This window comes from Paenibacillus sp. USDA918EY (genome assembly GCF_009870825.1).
Taxonomy (GTDB): Bacteria; Bacillota; Bacilli; order Paenibacillales; family Paenibacillaceae; genus Paenibacillus_AQ; species Paenibacillus_AQ albilobatus.
The window spans coordinates 1-25,020 of the sequence record NZ_WTWY01000012.1 but is presented as its reverse complement, the minus strand read 5'-3'; the positions used below and the strand labels follow the sequence as shown (position 1 = coordinate 25,020).

At 46.4% G+C, this 25,020-nt stretch carries 20 protein-coding genes and 1 riboswitch; of the genes, 16 read left to right on the top strand and 4 right to left on the bottom strand.

The genetic code is table 11. The features are described 5' to 3' along the window. Positions 1 to 64: 64 nt before the first annotated feature. From GQY55_RS21250 to GQY55_RS21235, 4 genes are all read left to right on the top strand, one after another. The gene (locus GQY55_RS21250; RefSeq protein WP_160043921.1) at positions 65 to 1,027 is read left to right on the top strand and encodes a helix-turn-helix transcriptional regulator; all 963 of its coding nucleotides are present in this window, start codon (positions 65 to 67) and stop codon (positions 1,025 to 1,027) included. 186 nt (positions 1,028 to 1,213) lie between these two features. Next, positions 1,214 to 2,599: an amino acid permease gene (locus tag GQY55_RS21245; protein ID WP_160043920.1), complete on the top strand. Its 1,386-nt coding sequence runs from the start codon at positions 1,214 to 1,216 to the stop codon at positions 2,597 to 2,599. 262 nt (positions 2,600 to 2,861) lie between these two features. Continuing rightward, on the top strand, positions 2,862 to 3,281 hold the full coding sequence (locus tag GQY55_RS21240; protein ID WP_160043919.1) for a DUF1259 domain-containing protein: 420 nt from the start codon (positions 2,862 to 2,864) through the stop codon (positions 3,279 to 3,281). 51 nt (positions 3,282 to 3,332) lie between these two features. Then, entirely contained in the window at positions 3,333 to 3,755 is a 423-nt protein-coding gene (locus GQY55_RS21235; RefSeq protein WP_160043918.1) for a DUF1259 domain-containing protein, read from the top strand. 168 nt (positions 3,756 to 3,923) lie between these two features. On the opposite strand, the gene GQY55_RS21230 is transcribed toward GQY55_RS21235, so the two are convergent. Continuing rightward, positions 3,924 to 4,835 carry a helix-turn-helix transcriptional regulator gene (locus GQY55_RS21230; protein WP_160043917.1) on the bottom strand — a complete coding sequence of 304 codons (912 nt, stop codon included), beginning with the start codon at positions 4,833 to 4,835 and terminating at the stop codon, positions 3,924 to 3,926. A 101-nt stretch (positions 4,836 to 4,936) separates the two neighbouring features. Between GQY55_RS21230 and GQY55_RS21225 the strand changes: the two genes are divergently transcribed. The 6 genes from GQY55_RS21225 (at position 4,937) to ppsA (ending at position 12,248) form a co-directional block, all read left to right on the top strand. Then, positions 4,937 to 5,401 (top strand): VOC family protein, encoded by a 465-nt coding sequence (locus tag GQY55_RS21225; RefSeq protein ID WP_160043916.1) that lies wholly within the window; start codon positions 4,937 to 4,939, stop codon positions 5,399 to 5,401. Between the two features lie 76 nt (positions 5,402 to 5,477). Continuing rightward, the gene (locus GQY55_RS21220) at positions 5,478 to 6,659 is read left to right on the top strand and encodes an MFS transporter (RefSeq protein ID WP_160043915.1); all 1,182 of its coding nucleotides are present in this window, start codon (positions 5,478 to 5,480) and stop codon (positions 6,657 to 6,659) included. Positions 6,660 to 6,737: 78 nt separating this feature from the next. Then, positions 6,738 to 7,307, top strand: a complete 570-nt coding sequence (locus GQY55_RS21215; protein WP_160044038.1) for a YdeI/OmpD-associated family protein — start codon at positions 6,738 to 6,740, stop codon at positions 7,305 to 7,307. A gap of 44 nt (positions 7,308 to 7,351) precedes the next feature. Continuing rightward, positions 7,352 to 7,834 carry a DinB family protein gene (locus GQY55_RS21210; RefSeq protein WP_160043914.1) on the top strand — a complete coding sequence of 161 codons (483 nt, stop codon included), beginning with the start codon at positions 7,352 to 7,354 and terminating at the stop codon, positions 7,832 to 7,834. A 227-nt stretch (positions 7,835 to 8,061) separates the two neighbouring features. Further along, a complete protein-coding gene (locus GQY55_RS21205) occupies positions 8,062 to 9,267 on the top strand; it encodes a glucosaminidase domain-containing protein (protein WP_160043913.1) in 1,206 nt (401 codons plus the stop codon). Between the two features lie 386 nt (positions 9,268 to 9,653). Beyond that, on the top strand, positions 9,654 to 12,248 hold the full coding sequence (ppsA, locus tag GQY55_RS21200) for a phosphoenolpyruvate synthase (protein WP_160043912.1): 2,595 nt from the start codon (positions 9,654 to 9,656) through the stop codon (positions 12,246 to 12,248). On the opposite strand, the gene GQY55_RS32135 is transcribed toward ppsA, so the two are convergent. Both GQY55_RS32135 and GQY55_RS21190 read right to left on the bottom strand, forming a co-directional pair. Beyond that, a complete protein-coding gene (locus tag GQY55_RS32135; protein ID WP_160043911.1) occupies positions 12,190 to 12,573 on the bottom strand; it encodes a MerR family transcriptional regulator in 384 nt (127 codons plus the stop codon). The genes ppsA and GQY55_RS32135 overlap by 59 nt on opposite strands. Positions 12,574 to 12,851: 278 nt before the next feature. Further along, entirely contained in the window at positions 12,852 to 14,195 is a 1,344-nt protein-coding gene (locus GQY55_RS21190) for a glycoside hydrolase family 64 protein (protein ID WP_160043910.1), read from the bottom strand. 1,065 nt (positions 14,196 to 15,260) lie between these two features. On the opposite strand from GQY55_RS21190, the gene GQY55_RS21185 reads away from it, so the two are divergent. After that, positions 15,261 to 15,896 carry a Vat family streptogramin A O-acetyltransferase gene (locus GQY55_RS21185; protein ID WP_160043909.1) on the top strand — a complete coding sequence of 212 codons (636 nt, stop codon included), beginning with the start codon at positions 15,261 to 15,263 and terminating at the stop codon, positions 15,894 to 15,896. 207 nt (positions 15,897 to 16,103) lie between these two features. On the opposite strand, the gene GQY55_RS21180 is transcribed toward GQY55_RS21185, so the two are convergent. After that, a complete protein-coding gene (locus tag GQY55_RS21180; RefSeq protein WP_160043908.1) occupies positions 16,104 to 16,973 on the bottom strand; it encodes a helix-turn-helix transcriptional regulator in 870 nt (289 codons plus the stop codon). A gap of 97 nt (positions 16,974 to 17,070) precedes the next feature. Between GQY55_RS21180 and GQY55_RS21175 the strand changes: the two genes are divergently transcribed. The 5 genes from GQY55_RS21175 (at position 17,071) to GQY55_RS21155 (ending at position 24,512) form a co-directional block, all read left to right on the top strand. Then, positions 17,071 to 17,793: a DUF4386 domain-containing protein gene (locus GQY55_RS21175; RefSeq protein ID WP_160043907.1), complete on the top strand. Its 723-nt coding sequence runs from the start codon at positions 17,071 to 17,073 to the stop codon at positions 17,791 to 17,793. 718 nt (positions 17,794 to 18,511) lie between these two features. After that, positions 18,512 to 19,804, top strand: coding sequence for a group II intron reverse transcriptase/maturase (ltrA, locus tag GQY55_RS21170; RefSeq protein WP_160043906.1), 1,293 nt, complete (start codon positions 18,512 to 18,514; stop codon positions 19,802 to 19,804). A gap of 612 nt (positions 19,805 to 20,416) precedes the next feature. Beyond that, positions 20,417 to 21,958 (top strand): spore germination protein, encoded by a 1,542-nt coding sequence (locus tag GQY55_RS21165; RefSeq protein WP_160043905.1) that lies wholly within the window; start codon positions 20,417 to 20,419, stop codon positions 21,956 to 21,958. A gap of 6 nt (positions 21,959 to 21,964) precedes the next feature. Continuing rightward, entirely contained in the window at positions 21,965 to 23,179 is a 1,215-nt protein-coding gene (locus GQY55_RS21160) for a Ger(x)C family spore germination protein (RefSeq protein ID WP_160043904.1), read from the top strand. A 235-nt stretch (positions 23,180 to 23,414) separates the two neighbouring features. Continuing rightward, positions 23,415 to 24,512: a GerAB/ArcD/ProY family transporter gene (locus tag GQY55_RS21155; RefSeq protein WP_160043903.1), complete on the top strand. Its 1,098-nt coding sequence runs from the start codon at positions 23,415 to 23,417 to the stop codon at positions 24,510 to 24,512. 334 nt (positions 24,513 to 24,846) lie between these two features. Next, positions 24,847 to 24,936, top strand: a riboswitch (cyclic di-GMP riboswitch). The last annotated feature ends 84 nt before the right edge of the window (positions 24,937 to 25,020 follow it).

Genomic DNA, 25,020 nt, shown 5'->3' with positions numbered 1-25,020 from the left:
TCACTTGATGGGTTTATAATAGCTTTTAATCATGTCAAAAAATGATACTGTTTAGGGGGTTCCGATGAAAAAAGTTGAACGGATTAATATCATCATGCGGTATATCAACAACCGCGCCCACTTTACCATTTCTGAAATTATGCGGGAATTTAACATTTCGCGTTCGACAGCGGTTAGGGATATTAGAGAAATTGAAGCCATGGGGATGCCGCTTGTCGCAGAAGTGGGGAGGGATGGGGGGTATTTTGTGATGAACAACTCCGTCCTGCCCACGGTGCGTTTTACCGATACTGAAATCAAGGCTCTTTTTATTGCTTTTATGGCCACAAGAAACCAGCAGCTCCCTTATCTAAAAAGCCGCCAGTCTTTGGCTGAAAAATTGCTGGGCCTCATCTCGGAAAACCAGCAGGATGACCTTGTTCTTTTAAATCAAATTTTGCTGTTTGAAGGGACCAACCCGAATAATCCCGACCTGCTTGATTTGTCGGACCTGCCCCATCCCATGTTGGAAAAACTGATCCAAATCCTTCTTGTGGACAGCTATTTATTGATTACGATCGAAGAAGAGAAGGTAATCAAGTCCTATTCCATTTATCTTTTGCATCTTTATCGCGAAAAAAGCTTATGGCATATTGAAGGCTTTGACTTGGAGGAAGAGCGGAGACGGATTTTTTCTGTCGACAATCTCACCGATGTCAAACCATACCCAGTGAAACATAGATTAAGCAAAAAAAAGATTCTAGAAAAGCTAAGTATGAAGGATGAAGTCACTAATCTTGTCCTTGAACTTGGTCCAAAGGCGATTGCCCAATTCAAAAAATACCATCCTATCAAAGTTTCCATTTCCTATACGAATCCTTACCAAACGACAGCTGTTCTAAAGACTTTTATTAATGTGAATCATTCCGAAGAATTGACCGAAATAACAAATTGGCTGCTTTTTCTCGGCGAGGATGTCAAGGCTAGGGAAGTGCCGGAAGAAGTCTTAAAAGGTATACAAGATAGGTTATGCATATTCCGCCCTTAAGCCGTGCGGGTGAAACCCAAATCGTTTTGAATTTACCCGGACGCCCCTTGAATGTTTTCCAAATGAAGAGGATTGTTTTCATGCGTACAAGATAATACAATTAGAGTAGCGCTTACAAAACCAAAAAAGTAATCCATTGCGACTTATCCAATGAACAGCGAAGAGAGCAGCAGAGGGGGAAACTGCATGAAAAACAACGAATTAAAGAGAGGGCTCGGAGCTCGTCATATTCAGATGATAGCTTTGGGCGGCACCATCGGTGTCGGGTTATTTATGGGCTCTGCAAGCACGATCCAATGGACGGGTCCATCGGTGATGCTTGCGTATGCCATTGTAGGGATTTTTATCTTTTTTATTATGCGCGCCATGGGGGAAATGCAGTACGTAGAGCCGAGCACGGGGTCATTTGCAACCTTCGGCCATAAGTACATTCATCCATTGGCAGGGTATATGACGGCTTGGAGCAACTGGTTTCAATGGGTGATTGTCGGGATGTCGGAGATCATTGCCGTTGGGACGTACACGAAATATTGGTTTCCGGATTTGCCGGCTTGGATTCCGGGAATCGTCGCCATGGTGATTCTCGGGGCAGCCAATCTATTTTCCGTGAAATTATTTGGCGAATTTGAGTTTTGGTTTGCGATGATTAAAATCGTCACCATCATATTGATGATTGTTGCTGGGGTTGGCCTTATTTTCTTCGGGATCGGCAACGGAGGGACTCCGGTCGGATTTTCCAACCTGTGGCAGCATGGAGGCTTTTTCACCGGTGGATGGTCGGGCTTTTTCTTTGCCCTCGCGCTGGTGGCCGGGGCCTACCAAGGCGTTGAACTCATCGGAATTACAGCAGGAGAGGCAAAGAACCCGCAAAAAACGTTAATGAGCGCGACGCAAAGCATTATTTGGCGGATTTTGATCTTTTACATTGGCGCGATTTTTGTGATCGTAACGGTTTATCCTTGGAATCAATTGCAAGCCGTCGGCAGTCCGTTCGTTGCAACGTTTGCGAAAATCGGCATCACGGCAGCGGCGGGGCTCATCAACTTTGTCGTCATCACCTCTGCCATGTCAGGTTGTAACAGCGGGATATATAGCGCAGGACGCATGCTTTATACATTAGGAGTCAATGGACAGGCGCCGAAAATCTTTACGAAATTGTCCCGCAACGGCGTGCCTCTGCTGGGAACGATTGGCGTACTCGTAGGATTGGGCATTGGCGTAATCTTAAGCTATATTGCACCGAAAAATTTGTTTGTGCACGTGTACAGCGCCAGCGTACTTCCCGGTATGGTACCGTGGTTTGTCATTCTAATCAGTCAAATCAAATTCAGAAAAGTCAGAGGGGACGCAAATCATCCGTTCAAAATGCCTTTTGCCCCGCTGACCAACTATGTAACCATCGCCTTTTTGCTGATGGTCCTGGTTGGAATGTGGTTAAACGATGAGACGCGCATCTCCCTTTTGATCGGCATCGTTTTCTTAGGTATCGTTGTGATTAGCTTTTACGCTTTTAGGGTCGGCAAGGCTGTTCCCATAAGCGATCAAACAACTTCCGAACATCGCGGCAGATGAATCGGGCGGCAAACGTCCGCTAGAATAAACTATAAACATCCCACTCTCGCCGGAGAAATGGGATGTTTTTTTATTTTCAAATATTCGTGTCAGAAGAAAGAGGCTTCTTGCCGCCCTATGTTTTATAAAAAAATCGTATTGTTTAAGACCTCATTCCGCCTAGGCCATCTTGCAATTAGTTTTTAAAATACGAACAGCCATCCAAGTCCTTTCATATCTTTCGTCATAGAATGAACCGAGCATGATGAAAGGGAGGATTCATATGGCGAAACAAGTGAAAGTAAGCCCGCAATTCCAAAAGCTTTGTACTCAATTCGGAAAAATATTAGGAGGCGAATCGGAAGTCGATCAAGGTCCGGTTTGTTTTGTCACGCGGATGACGAACCTCAGAGAAACCATCTTGGGAAGAAGAACGCGATCCCCATTGGTTCAAATGCAAATGTTTTCGTTTGAATCTCTGGATAAGTCGGGACGCGCGCTTTGTTTGGGTGAGACTGCCGTACACCAAAATCAAGTCAATCGATTGATGTCGAATCTCCGTAAACGCGGGATAAAAGTGACTGCGGTCCACAATCACTGGCTGAACGAAAACCCACGGTTGATGTACATGCACTGGGAAGCCAAGATGAATCCTATTGTGTTTGCAAAAAGAACCAAAGAATCCATAGCGTTCTTAGGTTAATGCGGCCCGAATTGAAGGTGTATCGATCATTTAATGAAAGGATGATACTGCATGTCTCAACCAGTGAAAGCAAGTGCCCGCTTTAGAAAAATATGTAATGAATTTTCAACTATATTAGGTGGAACAGAGCATTCCATTACAAAAGGTCCGGTTTGTTTTGTTACCAGAAATAGAAAGATAAGAGCGTCTGTTTTAGGAAGACGTTCGACATCCCCATTGATCCGCTATCAACTGTTCTCGTTTGAATCATTGGACAGTTCGGGACGCGCGCTCTGCTTAGGGGAAACGGCTCTCTTTCAAAACCAGGTAAATCAATTGCTGACAAACCTCCGTAAAAACGGCATTAAAGTAACCGCCGTTCATAATCACTGGCTGTTTGAGGAACCTCGTCTAATGTACATTCACTGGGAATCGATCGACAACCCCATTGCTTTTGCAAAGAAAGTAAAACGCTCCATCGCTTTCTTAGGGTAGTAGGGATCGTATTATATCCCGCGTCGATGGCAGCTTCTTTGGAATACCCTCATTCCAGTGAATCGATCATGAATTATGACTAGACTGCTTCAATCCGTGTTAAGATCCTCTTATGGTACGAGGCGAAATAATACCTGGTGCTGTAAGGGGATTTTTAAATGCCGGCTTTTAGATGTACTTTTCCATCATTTGATTTAAATAATTTCGAAAGTCTTCAACATATGTTCTCGGCGCTACGATTTTTAAATTTGTACCGAAACCCGCTAAAAATTGAAATCCAATGCTGTTTTGAGGCACATGGATCGTTGCCAGGAAAAATTCGGAATTATAGTTTTCGATACTCTTACGGCCGTATCTTTCAATGAAATGATCTTTGATGTTAGGCGAAATCAACGCTTTTACAGCGACCAGCTCCGGTTGATAACTCGCATCTTGCTCTTGTTCTAACGAATCATCTCTAGGGCTGAATGTTTTTTCATCCAACTGAAGATGATCCATCCGGGACAATTTAAACGTTCTGTATCTCATACGATGCAAACAGAAACCTTTTAGATACCAACTCGTTTCGCTAAAATGAAGCTGATACGGCTCGACCATTCTGTTCGTAATTACGCCATTTTTATCGATATAATCAAATGAAATGAACCTTCTCGCTAATATTGCTTCTTGACACTTCTTCAAGGTTTGGCGAATTTCCGACCGACCCTCCCAATCATAAAACGACAATTGGATCGAACCTTTCGGAGTCAATGGGCTAACCATGGCTTCTATTTTTTTTATCGTCACTTCAACTTCTTCGCTGATGAGAATTTGTTCCAATCCGCCGAGCGCAGTTAATATATTCTCCAGGTCGGCGCTGCTTAAAAGGCGTTTATCAACCTTGTATTCATCCATAATACCGTAGCCGCCGTTAACTCCGTTGACCGCATAGATGGGGATGTTGGATAAACTCAGCGTTTCCATGTCACGAAGAATCGTTCTTTTGGAAACGTTAAACAATTGTGCGAATTCTTTGGTTGAAACAACATCCTTTTTCAGCAAGATCATGATGATGGATATTAATCTCTCAACCTTTTCCATAGGTTCTCCTTCTTTTTTTGCACTTATTTATAAACGGTGACATACAGCTGTCACCTTTTGATCATTATACTACATTTATACCAAGAAGGAGGTTTTACTTTATGCCAGCGATTGTTTATTTAAACTTTGATGGGAATGCAGAACAAGCGATTGAATTTTATGCGGAGGCTTTAAACGCCATTGAAGTAAAAAAGGTTAAATTTAAGGATTTCCCGCAAGATCCAAATTACCCGTTGCCGGAAAACGAACTGAACATGATCATGGAGTCTTCAATCGAATTTGCAGGCGGGAAAATCATGATGTCGGATATTTTGCCGTCGATGAAAAATGTAACTGGCGAGTTGGTTAAAGGCAACAATATACTGATTAGTATCGTTAATGATGATAAACAGACGCTGGAAAATTACTTTTCCAATTTGTCTGAAGGCGGTTATGTGATCATGCCGTTATCGAATACGCCTTGGTCTTCGTGCTTTGGAATGTTGGTTGATAAGTACGGAGTCTCCTGGAAGTTTAATGGTGACGCAGACAAGTTTCTTGATAACGTCATCTCTAACAATCCGTAAATCACTCTCAAAAATGGTCTTGCAACTGAAGGCCATTTTTTTATTAGTATGACGCAAACCCATGGAGGCGCTATTTATGAAAAACATTCGTTCTTCGCTTATCTTTTTTCTGGCTTTAGGTATCTTTGGCATCATTACAACCGAAATGGGCATGATCGGCGTTCTTCCCCAAGTCGCTCAAAAATTTGGAATAACGTCTTCACAAGCCGGGTACCTTGTAAGCGTATTTGCTTTTATTGTCGCCATTTCAGGTCCATTCCTGGCATTACTCGCTTCCGGCGTCAATCGAAAAGTGATTTTACTAACCGCTATCCTTATGTTTGCCGTCTCTAATATTGTGTATGCCTATACTACCAGGTTCGAAGTGATGCTGGCTTTCCGGATTGTTCCTGCTTTTTTCCATCCTATCTTTTTCTCGATTGCGGTTGCGACCGCCGCCAGCCTTGTTTCTCCCGAAAGGAGCGGCAAAGCGGTCACCCAAGTATTGGCCGGAGTAACCGCCGGATTTGCTTTTGGTGTGCCGATTACAACCTATCTTGCCGCAAAAATTTCACTCGGAGCTGCATTCCTGTTTGGAGCTGTTGTGAGCGTGATTGCTTTTATAGGCATACTTCTCTGGCTTCCTTCGATGCCTGTTAAGGAAAGAATGTCTTTCGGCAAGCAGCTCGGCATATTGCGCAAACCCCAATTGTGGTTAACGATCTTGATCGTCGTGACGATCTTTACAGCCATGAGTTCGGTGTATAGCTACTTTGCCGAATATCTTGGAGAAGTCACCCATATGAACGGCACATGGATTAGCGTGATGTTGATGGTCTTTGGCGTCACCATGATTGTCGGGAACTTTATGTTCGGGTTCTTTCTGAACAAAAGCATGACAAAAACGGTCATCTTGTTTCCTCTCGTATATGCGGTCATTTACTTGTGCGCTTATTATTTTGGTGCTTATTTTTTGCCGATGGCGGTCATCGTATTGGTTTGGGGAGCCGTGCATTCCGGAGGGCTTATTCTAAGTCAAGGCTTGTTGATGACGGATGCAAAAGAAGCTCCCGAATTCGGGAACAGTTTATTTGTTTCCTTTTCGAATGTCGGCATTACGGTGGGGACATTGATCGGCGGCTGGTTTATTTCTCGGCTGGACGCGCATCGGCTTATCTGGAGCGGTATAATGCTTTTGATGATTGCCTTTCTGCTGATCATGATAAAAATAGCAATTGCCAAATCAACGGTCGAGAAAGCAAACATAAACGAACGTTAGGGAGGCAATAACGAAAATAATCAGGGCTGGCTAATATGGGGAATGAAATTCATTTAGAAAGGAACATGGATTTTAATGATGGAAATCGAAAATTTAATTCCAGTACGATCGAGAGAAGACTTGAGGAGTTGGCTGCAGGAAAATGGCCAGATTGAAAAGTTCTGCTGGGTCTTGGTTAGTATGAAGCCTACCCCGGATATGCTGTATTATTTGGACGCGGTCGAGGAAGCGTTGTGTTTTGGTTGGATCGATGGAGTCAAAAAGAAAATTTCGGAAACGGATCTGGCGCAGAGACTGTCTCCCAGAAGTAAAAAAAGTTCATGGACGGAATTAAATAAAGAACGTGTCCGCCGACTTGAAAAGTTGGGGTTGATGAGGGGCGAGGGAAGAAGGGTTCTTCCTGATATGGATCTAAATTCTGTTAAAATAGATAAGGGGATAGAGCAAAGGTTAAAAGAAGATAAGCAAGTATATGAGAATTTTTTGGCGTTTCCGGATCTCTATAAAAGAGTTCGGATCGACACGATCCAAAGCATTAAAAATCAACCGGAGTTATTTAAGAGCAGATTAGACAAATTCATAACGAACACGAAAGAAAACAAACTGTATGGTCAATGGAACGATCACGGTCGTCTATTAGATTATTAAAATGCTCTGGGGTTGTTGTTAAACCTTCACGGGAGGCTGCAAAAATGTTGAAGCTATTCGAGTATAACTGGCAAGTTCGGGACGAGTGGTTCGACTGGTGCGATTCGGTGAGCGAGGCAGAGCTGCTTAAAAAACGCACCGGCGGCATAGGTTCTATCCTTCCCACGCTGTATCACATTGTTGCCGTTGAATACGGATGGATATGCGGTGGTATACAAGAAAAAACGATTCATATCCCTCCGTTTGAGGAAGTGGCTAGTGTGCAGCGAGTAAAAGCTTTTTCCGCCTCTTGCCACGCGGAGCTCGCTCCATTCGTCTATGCTTGGAACGACAGCCTGGAAGACCGAATGATGATCGACATCACCGATTCAGGGGAACGGGAACCCCATAAATACGGGGAAGTGATGCGGCACTTAATCGCCCACGAGATTCATCACATCGGTCAATTGTCCGTATGGGCAAGGGAGATCGGAAGAAAACCGGTGACCGCCAATTTGATTGGCAGAGGGTTGTTCGAAATTCAGTGACTACATATTATGAATGAAAAATAAAACGTTTTGACAATCTTATCTATTGATTCATGGAGCAGGCCAAAGGGGCCTGTTCCTTTTTTTCTTGCGAGGTTTGAGGGTTCGGGATCTGATTCAAGTGAAGTGAGCACAAAGGATCTCTACGAGGAACGGAGTGCCAGTTGAAACGCATCTTAAAGACCGTGATGAATAAGTTTCAGTTTTGTTACATATTGTAGGACAAAATGGATCTTAAAAAAAACGGGATACTCGGTGCCAGGTCCGGACGAAAGTTGGAAAAGAAAATACGAGGAAGCATCTCTGTCAAGGAAGCACAATCAGCCGGACACACTCCGTTTATGGAGTGGAGTACAATTCAAACCTTTATCGTTACGAGGAACTTCATCACTTTACTGGGAAGAGGTGTGTTCATGCGTAAAATATTCAAGCAAAAATTGTTCGTATATGTGATTTGTCTTAGTGTGTTACTTACCACCGGTATGGATTTTTTACCGAGTCTGGTCGCTGATGGGCAGAAACCCGATAGATTGGCGACGTTTGTTCAAAAATCGAGTCCGCTCGTTATTACCTCAAACGAGTTGTCCCCTGTTTATTCTCCCACGGTTCCGCAAACCCTTTCATCCTCTCGAATCATGCAGGCCGAGGCTTTGCGTTCTGAAAAATTGCATATGCGAAAATCCGTGAACTTATCCGGGACGGAACAACCGCACACGTATAAAGTGACTGCATCCTATCTGAATGTTCGAAGCGGGCCGACTGCGAAATCCCGGATTCTCGCGGTGCAAGAGCAAGGCGACAAGCTGCAAATCGTCGGTGTGACGGGAAATGGATGGCTTAAGCTTAAGGATGGTGGATACGTACATAGCGGTTATGCGAAAAAAATGGAAGGGCAGACGTCATCACTGTTACCCGATCCCGTGACTACGACGAAACGCCCTGCTCAAACGATTCCGAAAACTTCGGCCAAGTCTGCTGCGAAGCGATCCTCTGCCAAACCTTCGGCACCGTCGTCATCGATTCGTTCGGATTCGGGATTGGAGGCACAGCACATTAAGGAATTGCTTCGCGGAACGGGGCTTGCGGGACATGGTCTCGAAGAAGCGGTGCTCGAAATCGAAGAAAAGTACGATATTAATGCCTATTTCACAATTGCGGTCATGAAGCTCGAGAGCGGCAATGGGAGAAGCAAGCTTGCGACGAGGAAGAACAATTTGTTCGGACTGAACGCGACAGGAGGTTCGAACAATAAAGCGTTTTATTTTAAATCGAAGGAAGATTGCGTGGAGAAATTCGGCCAACTCATCTCGAAGAACTACGTGAATAAGGGTTATACCACCGTAGAGAAAGTCGCGAAAAAATATTGCCCTGCAAATCCGGAATGGCCGAGGCTCGTGAAAGGGATCATGAATAGCGACTATAAGAAAATATAAGGGAAGATCATTACCCGTTAAAAGTCGCTATTTTAGCGGCTTATTTCGTTATATGAATATGAACCAAGTTCCTGTCCGAACACTGAGGACAAAAACTTGAATCCTATGCAGTAAAAGACAGGAAGAGGGGCATGGGAATCGCCGAAGCTTGACTCACCGTAATGTAGAAAGCAGTCAACGACAAAATCAAGAAACCAAAAAAGAACCTGGACAAAAACCCCAGGTTCTTTCTTATTGCACAAAAAAAGACGTGATGATATAATCAGATCACGACTGACTCATGTCATAAAGTCATAAGTATCTTATCTTACATTTTAAGTATAACATGCCGGTTAAATTTTTGTCAAATGTTTTTTTCTCAATCTAATGGTTAGGGAGATGGTCGAATGAGTTCCATGGTTATTGGGTTTCAGGAAATCGAAAAATCGCAGCTTTATCTCGTTGGCGGAAAAGGGCTCCATTTAGGGGAATTGTCTAAGATTGAAGGAATACAGGTCCCCGAAGGATTTTGTATTACAACAGCGGGATATCAAAAAGCCATCGGACAAAACGAAACATATCATGCTTTGCTCCATCGACTAATCATGCTAAACGCAGATGATCGAGACCAAATTGGTGACATCAGTAAGAAGATCAGGCAGGCCATTATGGAAGCAGAAATTCCTTCCGCTGTCGCGGAGGCTGTGACTCGCTATCTCTCCCGGTTCGGTGAGGAGCACGCTTACGCCGTGCGTTCGAGTGCGACTGCCGAAGATTTGCCGCACGCCTCTTTTGCGGGTCAGCAGGATACTTATTTAAATATCATCGGCGTCGATGCCATTCTGCAGCATATCAGCAAATGTTGGGCTTCCCTTTTTACGGATCGCGCTGTTATCTACCGTATGCAAAATGGATTTGATCATAGTCAAGTTTATTTATCCGTCATCATTCAAAAGATGGTATTTCCGCAGGCTTCGGGGATATTGTTCACCGCTGATCCAATAAGCGGAAACCGGAAGCAGCTGTCCATCGATGCCGGTTTTGGACTAGGGGAAGCGCTGGTCTCCGGCTTGGTATCCGCCGATCATTACAAAGTACAAGACGGGGAAATCGTCGACCAAAGGATAGCAGCCAAAACATTGGCGATCTATGGACGAAAAGAAGGCGGAACCGAAACCCGGCAGGTCGATCCGGATCTGCAAAAGGCCCAGACCTTAACCGATCAACAAATTGTGCAGCTGGAACGGATCGGAAGACAGATCGAAGCTTATTTCGGCCAGCCGCAAGACATCGAATGGTGTTTGGCTGATGATACGTTTTATATTGTTCAGAGCCGGCCGATCACGACGTTATACCCGATCCCTGAAGCAAATGATCCGAATAATCACGTCTATCTGTCTGTCGGTCATCAACAAATGATGACGGATCCGATAAAGCCGTTGGGATTGTCCTTTTACCTGCTGATTACTCCAGCACCTATGCGTAAAGCCGGTGGAAGGTTGTTTGTTGATGTTGCACATTGGCTGGCTACACCTGTCGGACGGGAAACTTTATTAAATAACATGGCATCCGATCCGTTGATAGAAGGTGCACTTAAGACCATCATCGAGCGGGATTTTATTAAATTGTCACCGAATGATCAAACGGCACCGACTCCCGCTAAAATTAATACAGATAAGCCGGCAGCCTTCGAGAACGATCCGACCATCGTTTCTGATTTGATCCAGCAGAGTCAAGCCTCCATACAAGCTTTAAAACAAAACATCCAAACGAAATCCGGAGCGGAGTTGTTCGATTTCATCCTCGAAGACATCCAGGAATTAAAGAGGATTTTATTTAATCCGCAAAGTACGGCTGTGTTTACGGCTGCGATGAATGCTTCAGTATGGATCAATGAACGCATGTACGAGTGGTTAGGCGAAAAAAACGCAGCCGATACGCTATCTCAATCCGTGCCGAACAATATCACCTCGGAAATGGGCTTGGCGCTATTGGATGTCGCGGATGTGATCCGCCCTTATCCGGAAGTGATTGCATATTTACAGCATACAAAAGATGATCGATTTTTGGATGAATTGGCTCAGTTTGAAGGCGGGCAGGAAACCAAAGAAGCGATCGATGCTTATCTGGAGAAATACGGCATGCGATGCGCTGGAGAAATCGACATTACCCGTCCCCGCTGGAGCGAACAACCGACTACGCTTGTCCCGTTGATCCTGAGCAACATCAAAAACTTTGAGCCTCAAGAAAGCCAAAGGAGATTTGAGCAAGGGCGTCAGGAAGCTTTGGCCAAAGAACAAGAATTGTTAGTTCGATTGAAGCAATTGCCGGATGGCGATCTAAAGGCTAAAGAAACCAAACGCATGATCGACCTTATCCGGAATTTCATCGGATATAGAGAGTATCCCAAATACGGTTATATTTGCCGTTACTTCGTTTATAAGCAGGCTATACTGAAAGAAGCTGAACGACTCGTAGAAGCAGGCGTGATTCATGATATCGAAGATATATATTACCTTACCTTTGAAGAGCTTCACGAAGCCGTTCGCACCAATACACTGGATGATCGGATCATCGGCAAACGCAAAGACGAGTACAAAATCTATGAAAAACTGACCCCGCCGCGTGTCATGACGTCTGATGGTGAAATCGTTACAGGTGCGTATAAACGGGGAAATCTCCCAGCCGATGCGATTTTAGGTCTGCCTGTTTCTTCCGGAGTGATCGAGGGACGAGCGCGTGTCGTCCTAAACATGGAAGATGCCGATCTGGAGGAGGGAGATATCTTGGTCACCGCTTTTACGGATCCAAGCTGGACACCTTTATTTGTATCCATTAAAGGATTGGTCACGGAAGTCGGCGGCCTGATGACCCATGGAGCGGTCATCGCGCGAGAATATGGCTTACCTGCAGTTGTCGGGGTGGATCATGCGACCAAGCTGATCAAAGACGGACAGCGAATTCGCGTGAATGGAACGGAAGGGTACATTGAAATAGTGTAATGATTGATATGAGACGATCAATAGCCATTTTCCTGTGGATTTGTTCATTTAATGCAGCGGAAATCTCGATGCGTTTGCGTATCAATTGGTGAACGAAGCTTGTACTTTCCATGGGTCCGCTTAAGAGCTCCTTGATTTCTCTCAGGGAAAATTCCAATTTTTTCAGAATCATGATCCAATTCAAAAGATGCGATCGCTCTGACGTATAGGATCGGTAACCTGTTTCGGAATCAATTGCCGCTGGCTTAAGCAATCCGATCTCGTCATAGTGTCGGAGCATTTTTGTAGTCACGTGATTTAATTCCGCGAACTCTCCGATTTTCAAACAAAGACACCCTTTCGCGAGGTATTCCGGCCGGAAATCCTTAGGTAAAGCATAAACCTTACCATAACAGGAAAGTCAAGACTTCCAGATATAAAACCGGAAAATTTCCGTTAAATACTTGCCGTTACAAGCAGTTGTTGCGCTAACGGTCGTGCTAGCTCATGAAATGACGAAAGAACCTCCCATTTGACTGGAAGGTTCTTTTACACGAGGGCATTTGGCGAATGTTGAAAAATACAGAAGGGATGGAGAATCTTCCGTGCTCCGCGTCAGAAGATTTACCAGCCTATGCGAACAATCAGGCCTTTCGGATCGCTTACTTCAAGATAAGAGGATTGGCCGTTGACATCGTCATAAGGAAACCCGTAGGCCAAGCGGTTTATACTGTGATCATGCCAAAATTTTGCGTAATAATTGGCCGGCGCGGCTTGATAGTAATTCGAAACGTTATTCCAGTCGTTAGTCGTATATACATGACGATTAATGGCTGCACAAGTGGCCGCATCCGTTAAAGCGCCGTCGCACCGGAAAATATCCTGCGTACTGTATGGAGCGTACCCGCCGAAATAGTTGGCATTTGCGCCACCCTGGGCGAAAGAACCGTGACTTGGCGCGACGATGCGATAAGGCGCTTGAATCGTGGCCAGCGATTTGAAAGCGGCAGGAACTTCGGCTTGGAATTTGGCGAAGAGGCCGCTTCGGGTTTCGGATTCGAGCTCACCCGTGGTTTTATCGAAGGATCCGGATTTGTTGACCAGTCGATGCTGGATGGGGAAACCGAATACATCGACGCGTGTCGTATTGCCGTGATATCCAGCCGCGTCGATCGTGAATTCGACGAAATCGAAATAGATGTCGCGGTTCGGATCGGTCGGATTGTTCAGATCGGGGCCGGCGAATCCATCATTGTAGGTTTTGATGTACAGTGGAGTACCGACGCTAAGGAACATACGGCCTGCCGTGATCTTTGGCAAGGTGACCCAGGAAGCGTCGCTGATCTTATGGTAAATGTTGGCGTAATTATTGCCGTTTTTGGTTAGATGGCCCGGCGCATCATTCAAGGCGCCCGAGATGGGGAGCAGATTGCCGTTGAGGTCCAAATAGCTCCACTGATTGTTGGCGGGATTAATGCCGAGAACGCCCCAGTATATTTGTTGATCGGTGTAAGCGCCGTTGGTGCCGTTCATGAGCTTCACCGAGACGGCGCCGTTTGGCGGCACGGGGATCGAGGATGGAAGAATGTCATAAATAGAGCCGGATGAGGTGGGTGGCGTGGAGCCCGCGGTATAAGTAAAGACTTCGGTGTCGTAGGCCGGGTTTCCATTATTGTAGGTAAATGAATACGTAATCACGGAGCCTGCGGCAATGTTGGAGATGGCCTGTTCATATCGGAAATTGCCGGCGTTGTAAGCCATTCTGAAATTTTGCTGAACTCCTCCGTTCACTTGATAATGTACATCGACCCAACTAGTGTTGACGGCGGATTTGAACCATACGGTGGCTACGCTTCCGGATAATTCGACGCCCCGCGTATAGTCTGCAGCTTCGGCCTTCGTTCCGAAGAAGGCACAAAAGGTCAGCAGCAACGACAGGATCAACAGGTAAGGCATTCCCTTTCGCATGTTCAAATTTTCCTCCTTTAAAATGGGGATAAAATCAGCTTCGCAATTGGGTTGGGAATGGCATCACCCCTTTGTTCCGGCGGAGGTATTGGGTTGTCTGAAATTTAATGAATGCGGTTACAAAGGGATTATAACCCCAATCACTAAAATATGTAAGTATTGGAATTTCGGGATGGGGTTCATAATTTCGGATTAGCCGGTTCGTGTTTATCCGGTCAATTGGATAATCGGTTACCCGCTCATTATTTATGGGTTCGATGAACATGTGCATTCGCCTAAGCATACTGTAGCGTAACAATATATATTGATCCTAATCAGGAAGGAAGAGGTCCATGAATACCAATAGAGCACTCGGTCCGTTTTTGCCTTTTCCGCCAGGTATCCCCACGCCTGGAATTCCGGTGCCAGGTGGCGTGCCCATGCCTGGAATTCCGGCGCCGGGAGGAGTACCGGGAGCGGGATTGCCTCCAGGCGTTACGCCGCCACCGCCTCAATTGCTCGGTGCGTTTCAGCAGCTAGCGCAGTCCCCGGCTCAAGTGCAAAGCTTTGTATCCCAGTATCCGACCCAAGGCATCACCACATTAGCTGCAGGCTGTCAGAACCGATGGACGCTAATTGTTACTCGTACCTTTAACGTTTTCCTTATGTATGTCACTTCTACCAACCCATTTGGTTTTACACAGGGTTTCGTATTTCCGACGTATTCGTTTGGAAGATTCCCTTCATCCGTCATTTTATGGTATACCTGTTTCTAAACAAATACAGCGTGAACAGGTCCCCTATGCCGTCATGGTGCGGACCTGTTCTTCTTGTTGGGGAGTATTACGGCGGCTCCAAAAAATCTCGGAATGAACTCTGAGGAACACACAAAGGGAAGGGAGGAAAGCAAAAAAAGTCTATTTTGGATACAGAATCAAGCTATAATAAAATAATCGAAATCATTTTATGGATTAACCGAGAACACTCGTGAATTCAGTCATGAGATGAATCGGCTTCGGACAAGGCGTAACTTTTGACACGTCAATTGTCCGACATATGTTATATAACATGAAGGAGGGATTTTAGATGGAATATGGACCTGATCCTAATGCAATCTACCCGAACGAAGCTATGAAAAGTATATGCTATATTAAAAACGTTATAACGCGCCCCAATATTATTGTCGGTGACTATACATATTATGACGACATAAACGGTGCCGAAAAGTTCGAAGAGCGTGTCACACATCATTATGAATTTATTGGAGATAAGCTGATTATCGGAAAATTTTGTGCAATTGCAAAGGGTATTGAGTTTGTAATGAACGGTGCAAACCATAGAATGTGCAGCGTCACGACCTATCCATTTAACATTATGGGTCATGGTTGGGAGAAAGCAACTCCAACATTGGCGGATTTGCCCCTAAAAGGGGACACCGTAGTTGGAAATGATGTGTGGATCGGTCAAAATGTCACCGTGATGCCCGGCGTGCATATTGGCGATGGCGCCATTATTGCAGCCAATTCCGTCGTCGTAAAAGATGTTCCTCCTTATCATATTGCAGGCGGGAATCCATGCAAAATCATAAAGAAAAGATTCGATGACGAACTTATCGATTATCTTCTTGCCATTCAATGGTGGAATTGGCCTGTCCGTAAAATTTTTAATCATCTTGAAACGTTATGCAGCGGGGATCTGACAAAAATCAAGGAAATGAAATAGCAAGGACATCATTTATAAAAGCCGCATATTTGCGGCTTTTTGAGCATTTATCACGAAATGCATCGGAGAGGTGCATTTTTTTGTTCCGAATTACAGCAAGATGTGGAAAGTCCGGCGAAACCCGTTATGTTATTTTATTAGCAAGAAAGCAATGATCAAATTCGGAAACAGGAAGGAGCAGACAAAAATGAGAGGTGGGCCGCGATCTTACACATCGGAATCGGTAGGAAGTTTCTTGATTGGTGCATAGATATGGTAGTTCGAATCCAGATGGTGGACGTCATCAAAAGCTTGAATGAGTTCAATTTCCGTTTCTGCCGTTTCTTGCCTGGAGATTTTCAAAAATCTGGCATAGTCGCTTTTCAGTACATCCCCAATGTCCAGCAGATCGCCGCGATAGTTGAATCTGGCACAAAAAATCCGTGGCACATCAACGGTGAAATAATAAGGTTTATCAATTTCAATGTTGCTTGGGATTCCGAATAGAACCTTGAACCGAGGTGAATCCGGCTGACAGTTTGAATAGATGACATAACAGGGGCCACTTATGGTTTCATCAATCTGACTCAGCAGCATTTCTGAATGTGCGCGGATTTTCTCCTTATAATCATCATGGGCTAAATCCACTTCAAAGGCGATCCCGCTGATTCGGGTTTCCTTGAAGTCGGTCAGGGTGAAATCCGTGACGATATCGCCGTTAATGTTTTTTACAGGTCTATTCACGACTGTAGGTACGGGAACCGGAGAAATGGTGGCCATCCCTGTTTTTAAAGAGCTTGGAGCAACACCGTATTGTCGTTTGAAAGCACGAGTGAAGGAGGCTTGCGTACCGAAGCCCAGATGATAAGCAATATCGGTTAGAGAACTGTTTTGGATTTGAATTAAGGCTAAGGATGCGTTCAATCTTCTGGAAAGGATGTATTGGTTTAACGAACAACCCATCATAGCGGAGAACAGCCGATGAAAATAGTATTTGGACATGTTAAAGGCATTGGCGACGGATTCCACGGTTAAGGGCTGCTGTAAATGGTCCTCGATATGGATCAAGGCACGTTCGACGATTTGGTTATGGTTCATAATACCTCCGGATACCAAGTGTTTGCAGGTCATTGTTATTCTAAGTGTTCAATACGTCCATCAGCAATAACATTATGATCCTTAGGAGGAAAAAAAGATGAAGCAAGACCGAAGAAATGCCATAATACTGGGGATTTTTTATATCCTTGCTGCAGTGACATCCATTATAGCGGTTGTTTTGTATGGGCCGGTTTTGTCTGAATCATGGCAGACGGCCGTGGCAAACGGATCGGAAACGAAGATCTTAATCGGCGTATGCAATGACCTTTTGCTTGTGGTGACGGCTGTTGGTACAGCAGTGATGCTGTTTCCATACGTTCGGCATTGGAATGAGCATCTTGCATTAGGGTACCTTTGTTTTCGCTTTATGGAAGCCGTTTTTATTGCGATCGGTCTCGTAAGTATATTGGGCTTGTTACAACTTAGTTCGTATTATGATACGGCTGACCTCGCCAGTAAAACCAATATTGAACCAATGGGGCTGCTGCTGCAAGCGATTTACCGCTGGACGGCGATGTTGGGTCCAAATCTCATGTTGGGCGTCAATACAAGTCTGTATAGTTATTTGCTTTATCGAACGGGCTATGTGCCTAGACCGCTCGCGATCTTCGGAATGGTAACGGCGGTAATGGTTTTTATAGCTGGTTTGCTGCAAATGTTCGGGATCATCGGGCCCTATTCGGCGGTAAAAGGACTGATGGCGCTGCCTGTAGGCGTTTACGAGATGAGCTTGGCAGTCTGGCTCATTGCGAAGGGATTTCATGGGGAGACCCTTGCCAAATTGAGAATGAAAGCAGCTTCTTCGTCTATAGCAAAATAATCGAGCGGAAGGTTTTTGACCGTCAAGATGATCGGATGCCTTATCGTTTGATGCAAGTTTTAAACCCTTAAGAGAATTTCAAAATACCCGTTTTATAAAAAAACACGAAACTGCGCAGAAATGACGATGCGCAGTTTTAGGGCAGTTCCGGCTTACCGGGGCTGTCCTTTTTTCTTCTTAGCGTGCCCAGCCAAGCACGCATCTTCTAGCCGGTGAAAGTCCGGTCACGGGAGGGGCCAAGCCCCCGTGTAGCTAGGATGCCTGCATACAGCGAAATCTGTGTGTAGAAGCGCATCGACAAAAGTACCCGTCAGAGACGGGGCGAGCAACCGATCAGGCCGTAACATCAAGTGAATCCTGCCGCGTCGTCAAAAAGGCCTCGCAAGAGGGGCAAGAGGAAGCCGAGTCTCGTAAGATTGGACGAAGGCCATGGAAGTTGCCTGGAACTTGGAGCAGCAACGAAGAATCCTCCGGCGTAAGGGGAGCGGCATGTCCGGAAAGAAGATGCAGTGAACTGGGGAGACCCTCCCCTGCATGGAATTTCAAATTTTTTTTTTGAGACCGTAAAGAGACGTTCTATAAGCCCGGAAGGTGAAGTGAATCGTCTGCAGGAAGGGAGTCCGAGGGGCTCATACTACCGAGGAACCGTAGGACAACACAACCTGCGGGAGGGAAGGAGCCCTGCTTTGTTCATGTTTTTTTTAGGAGGTACGAGTCAGTGAATGCCAAACGGCTAACGACACCAAAGGAAAACGTTCAACAACTCCAGGAAAAACTAGGTCATGCGGCCAAGGAAAATAAGAAGCGAAGATTCCACGCACTGTACGACAAGGTCTATCGCATGGACATCTTAGAGGAGGCTTGGCGGAGGGTGCGAGCCAACAAAGGGTCGGCCGGAATCGATGGAGAAACACTATCGGATATCGAGAAGCAGGGAGAAGCACGCTTCTTGCAAGAGTGCCAAAGATGCCTGAAGGAAGGCAAGTATCACCCACAGCCTGTTCGCCGGCACTACATTCCGAAGAAAGACGGGAAGCAAAGACCGCTGGGCATTCCCACCGTCCGGGATCGCGTCATACAGATGGCAGCAAAATGGGTCATAGAACCGATCTTTGAAGCGGATTTTCAGGAATCGTCTTTTGGATTCCGTCCGAAGCGAAGCGCGAAAGGGGCGCTTGACCGTATCCGAAAAGCATGTAACCGCAAAGGGAATTGGGTGGTCGACGTCGACATCCAAGGCTACTTCGACAATATTAACCAAGAGAAGCTGATGAAACTGGTGGAAATGCGAATCAGCGATAGACGCATCTTGAAGTTGGTGCGGAAGTGGCTGAACGCGGGAGTGATGGAGGAAGGAAAGGTCAGGCGCTCAGATTTAGGAACGCCACAGGGCGGTGTAATCTCTCCGCTGCTTGCGAACATTTATCTGAATTACTTCGATATCCTGTGGGAACGACATGGCAGTGGAATCGGGGAACTTACGCGTTATGCGGACGACCTCGTCGTTGTATGCAAAACGAAGAGAGACGCAGACCGGGCATATGAACTTATCCATGCGATCATGGGGCGGCTGGAACTAACACTGCATCCAACCAAAACGCGCATCGTCGGGCTATGGACAGGAGAAGAAGGGTTTGATTTCCTAGGCATGCATCATCGCAAGACGAAAGCCGAAACCTCACAGGGGAAAGTGTACTACACAACGCAGCAATGGCTGTGCCGGAAAGCGGAAGAACGCATCCGGGAAGTGGTAAAAGAACGCCTGTCCCCGCCTAACCAGAGGCATAAGTCACTTATGGAACATGTGAAGTGGCTAAACCCGAAGATTCAGGGCTGGCGTAACTACTACTATACGGCCTACAGTCAACGAAAGATGGCAAAGTTGGATTGGTACATCGTGCAGCGTCTGGCGAAATGGTATGCAAAGAAAAGACAACTTTCGCGGTGGCAAAGTACGGTCCGGGAGATCCGGCACATGGCGAGTCAATGTGGGCTTAAAACGCTCTTATAATCTGTATGCACATGAATGACGAACATCGGAAAGCCGTATGAGGGAAAACCTCGCGTACGGTTTGATGAGGAGGGGCAGAAATTCTCTGCCCTTTACTCTAGTTCCGCAGTCAGTCGAACTTGTTCAACGAATCAGACAATCGCCTTAAATGATTCAACAAGTTTGTTTTTTCCTCCGGTGTCCAATCCTCCAATGCTTCACGCATGATACGCTGACGGGTATGGTTAATCATTGAAATGAGTTCCTTCCCGTATGTTGTCAATTCTGACAAACGAATCCGAGAATCTTCCCTTGATGGATAGGTATGAGCAGCAAACTCCTTTGTGGAGATTGTTATCTTCCCCGCGGCTGCTATTTCAAAAACGCTTTTAACGGCCGAAAGCATATCCGATTTTGAAACACTACCCTTCTTTCATTTAAAATAATGTGCATTTTGCACATAAAATAACATGACACAATTATGTGCAAAATGCACGCTATTTAATGGAAAATGAAATTGCCCGATGAACGAATAAAGAAATTAAAATGTTATTTTTGGTAAAAATAACAGGAAGAGAAAACAGATGTCAATCATGAGAAATGGACTTCACAGAATAGGCTAGGTGACCCGTTATGAATAAACGGTCTTCATTCTCAAAAACAACCGATGAAAATTCTTCATCCCATACGGCGCTTGTTCTATCGCTTGAGCGGAACGTCGAATCGCTGAAAAACATTTTGGGAGAAGCCGACGATGTAGTGTTTCGCTCCTTCCGAGTAGGCAAGGAGCTTGAGGCTCAACTCGTTTACATTCCAGACATGTCGGACAGACTGGAGATCGACAACAACGTTCTGAAGCCGCTTATGATGATGACCGATTCGGAACCCCTAGATTTTTCATCGATAAAAAACAGGATTTTGCCCGTCGGATCGATTGAGGAGCACACCGATGCCCATGAATGCGTGAGACAGTTGATTAAAGGTTATCCTTTGCTGCTGCTGGAGGATTGCAACCGGGCACTGCTGCTGAAGATCGCCAAATGGGATAAACGCTCGGTGGAAGAACCGCAGACCGAGACGTCGTTGCGGGGGCCGCGGGAAGGGTTTACCGAATCGATTTCGACCAATTTGTCGCTCCTGCGGCGAAAGGTCCAAAGCGTCAAGTTGAAATTAAAATCGTTCCGGCTTGGCCGATATACGGAAACCGAGATTTATATCGCTTATATGGAGGGCATTGCAAAGCCGGATCTAATTCAGGAGGTGGAAAACCGCCTGAAACGTATTGATATGGACAGCCTCCTGGAAACCGGATATATAGAAGAATTTATGGAGGATGATCCCTACTCGCCGTTCCCTCAACATCAGTTTACGGAACGGGTTGATATCGCCGCGGCCGGATTGATCGAAGGCCGCATCGTCATCCTAGTCGACGGTACGCCTGACGTGTTGATCGTTCCCGTAACGTTCGTAACGCTGCTGCAGGCGGTGGACGACTATTACAATCGCTCGTTATATTCCAGCTTGCTGCGGATTCTTCGCTACTTTTCACTGTTTGTTTCCCTAACGCTTCCGTCGGTGTACGTTGCGCTCCTGACTTTCCATCAAGAAATGATTCCGAACAAACTCCTGATGAGCATTGCTTCCTCGCGGGAGGAGATCCCGTTTCCAACCATCGTGGAAGTGTTAATAATGCAGCTTGCATTTGAGGTGTTGCGGGAAGCGGGGCTTCGTCTTCCGCGGCAAATTGGTTCTGCGGTAACAATTGTCGGCGCGCTCGTTGTAGGCGAGGCGGCGGTATCCGCCGGTCTCGTATCGGCGCCGATCGTGATCATCATCGCCTTTACGGGCATCGCCGGATTTACGGCCCCGCATTATTCGCTGGAATTCTCGGTTCGCCTGCTGCGTCTCCTGCTTGTTTTGGCCGGAGGGATGCTCGGGATTCTTGGCGTCATGTATGGGCTGATTGCCATAGCGGTTCATTTATGCACGCTGCGCTCATTCGGCGTTCCATACATGTCCCCGATCGCGCCGTTTGTGGCGAGCGATATGAAGGATGCGGTAGTTCGAGCCCCTTGGTGGAAAATGATCATGCGCCCGAGATATTCGGCAAAAAGCAACCGCCGGCGCCTCGCGCCGGGACAGCGGCCGAATCCGGGGAAAGGGGGCGACCATTGAAACGATATGCGAAAAAGTAAACCGATAGCTGTCATGGTTCAACTGGGCAAGCGGCTGCTGCCTTTAGTGGCGGGAGCGGCCATCCTGTCTTTGACAGGCTGCTGGGACAGCGACGAAGTGAACAGCTTGGCCATCGTTGTGAGCGCGGGTTTTGATCGGACGGAGGACGGAGACATTGAACTGATCTTGGAGATCGTCGCGCCGGAACAGAAGCAAAGCGGGAAGCCTCCAAGCGGGGACCAAAAGAAAGGGGACGGAAAAACGATAATACGCTACGCGGTCGGCGATACGGTGGCAGATGCGCAGGGGCGGCTGCAATTCAAGCTGCCGCGCACGATTTATTGGGGGCAGCTTCAAGTGCTGGTTGTCGGGGAATCGCTTGCAAGGGACGGGTTCCGAGAACAACTGGATTACCTGGTGCGGGACAATGAAATCCGCCTGCGGGTTGTGCCCTTTGTCACTCACGGAAAAGTCCGGGAATTTTTCGAATCGCCTTTTTTGTTGGAGCAGACGAAAGCGGACTTTCTGAAGGGTGAAGCCGCGCGCGTTTTTCATAAGCCGTTGACGATAAGTCGGCTTGTTCAGCGTTTAAGCACCAATGACAACGCAGCGATCCTGCCCTTCGTTGATGTCCCGCAAAACGGAGGTGATGGAGGTGGGGAGCCGTACATCAAGGGGTATGCGGTCTTTAACCGGGGACGTATGGTCGGAACGATGACGGGGAATTCGTTTTTCGCTGCAAAGTGGGTGATGAATCAATTGAAAAACGATGTCCAAACCGTAGACCTCGGGATCGGGTCTCCCTCCCGGGTGACGTTCATAACCATCGCTTCCAATTCGCGTTTGATTCCATCCCGGAAGAAAGGGGAGTGGCAAATGATGATTCGTGTTGATTCGGAACTGAGTATGATCCAAAATACATCCCGTCTGGATATGGCCGATCCAGCAAATGCCCGCTTACTAGAAGCGGCGGTGGCAAAACGTATTCGGGAGATGGTAAAACAGACCGTTCATGATGCTCAGCGGATGCACGCTGATATTTTTGCTTTCGGGGAAGCGATCAACCGCGAGAATCCCCGCGGATGGAGCAAGCTTGAGCCGCATTGGAAGAGTTTCTACCCTGGGATGGAAGTCCGGGTGGAGGCCGGCGTGAACTTACGCCGCATCGGCATGAACAGCACACCCCTTGGACAGCAGCAAAAGGAGCTTACAAAACCATGATTTGGCTGAAGGTTGCGGGGATATCGCTAGTCGTAGCTCTTATCGTAAGTTTCGAGTGGGCTCGTCTGGACAAAAGCAGCGTCCGTGAACGTGGGACACTCGTGGCCATCGCTGTCTTTAGCTGGATATCCGCCCTGCTAGTCGTGTTATTTCCGGAAATGCCGGGCCCAATCCGATTGATTGAGTGGCTCTACAGACCATTTTCCGGCTTATTAAGTTGATGAGGTGTTTGCAGATGGTGGAAAAAGGGAAAATATCTTCAGGGCAATTGGCGCTTCTACTCTATTCCCTGATGGCCTACGACGGTCTGCTGCTGATTCCCAAAATTGCGGGGGAGGCGGCGGGTCGGGATTTATGGTTGTCGCCCATTTGGTCGCATCTGGCCGGAATATTCTTCGTGCTGGCCATGCTGCGGCTCAACCGCATGTTTCCGGAAGAAACAATTATCGGGTACAGCAAGCGGATTTTTGGAAAAATACTGGGGAAAGCGGCGGGATTAGTCATCATATTTTACGCCGCTTATCTGACAAGCGTAATTTTACGAATTTACAGTGATTTCATTTCCTCCGTCTTTTTGGAGAATACCCCGCCCCTCGTCATCTCGGGAGGCATAATGTTTCTTGTAGCATATGCGGTTAGAGGGGGCGTAGAGGTGCTTGGCCGGTTGGCGCAATTGTTTCTTCCGGTTACCATCGTTGTGTTCGTAATACTGAGCGTTCTCACGATTCCTGAATGGGCCGTATCGAATGCTTTTCCGATCATGGGAAAAGGTCCGGTACCTTCGCTTAAGGGAGCCATCGTTCCATTCACCTGGTTCTCCGGGTATCTTTTGTTGGGATTGTTTTTCCCGTTATTGTCGAGTAAGCGAAGGGCAGCGTTATTCGTAATGGCTGCCTGGTTTGGAGAAATGCTCACACTTGCAGCGTCCGGGCTTGTATCCGTTTTTCTTTTTGGCGAGTATGCCGGTACATTGAACTATCCGTTTATCGAAGTCGTCCGATATATCGGACTCGGTGAATTTTTTCAGCATATCGATGCCCTGCTGTTAGCTGTATGGCTGCCAGGCACGTTTATCGAATTGTCCACTTATCATTACGCTGCCGTGACAGCCATTGCCGAATGGAGCGGACTCAAGGATTACCGGGCGCTCGCCTTGCCGCTTGGATTTTTGTCATTGATCGTGAGCTTCTGGGGCCTTTCCAGTGACGTCGAGTTTGAACGTTATTTGTCGACGAGTCACATATGGTTCGATTTCTCGTTGCTTGTGTTCGGGCTGCTCCTCTTCCTGGTAGCATGGATCCGTAGCAAGCTGCAGGCGGCAAAAGGCGGATAGGGCGCTGATGAGAAAGCAACATGAATTCGGCAGGAATTTTGAGGAAAATGACAAAAACTCAATGGGGCAGCGTAAGAAAATTTCAACTGTTCCATTAAGCTTTTTGTGCTTCATGCAATTATTGCTATGAGTAAATGTAATGCGGACAATAGTATGATACAGCCAACTTAGCAAGTAAACCCATTTTGAGCCTATGGGTCTGCTGCTTCAAGATAAAAGTTTTATTATTTCCTTTTGAAAATACATCGAATATACTGTTTATATCCAATCATTTTCATAATGCCGCTTTTGTTTAATAACCCATTATGAAATGGATTCATCAACAAATGAATACAGACTTTTGGGGCAAACCGGTTGAAAAGCCGGGACGCAAAGGCATGGGTCGTCGATTTCGTTCATGGAATACCGATTGCCAGCCCGCATTACATATGTCTCCTAAGCAAACCTCCTTATACTGAACTGCACCCCAATAGTTAGACACCATCTAACTATTGGAGGTGCAGTTTTT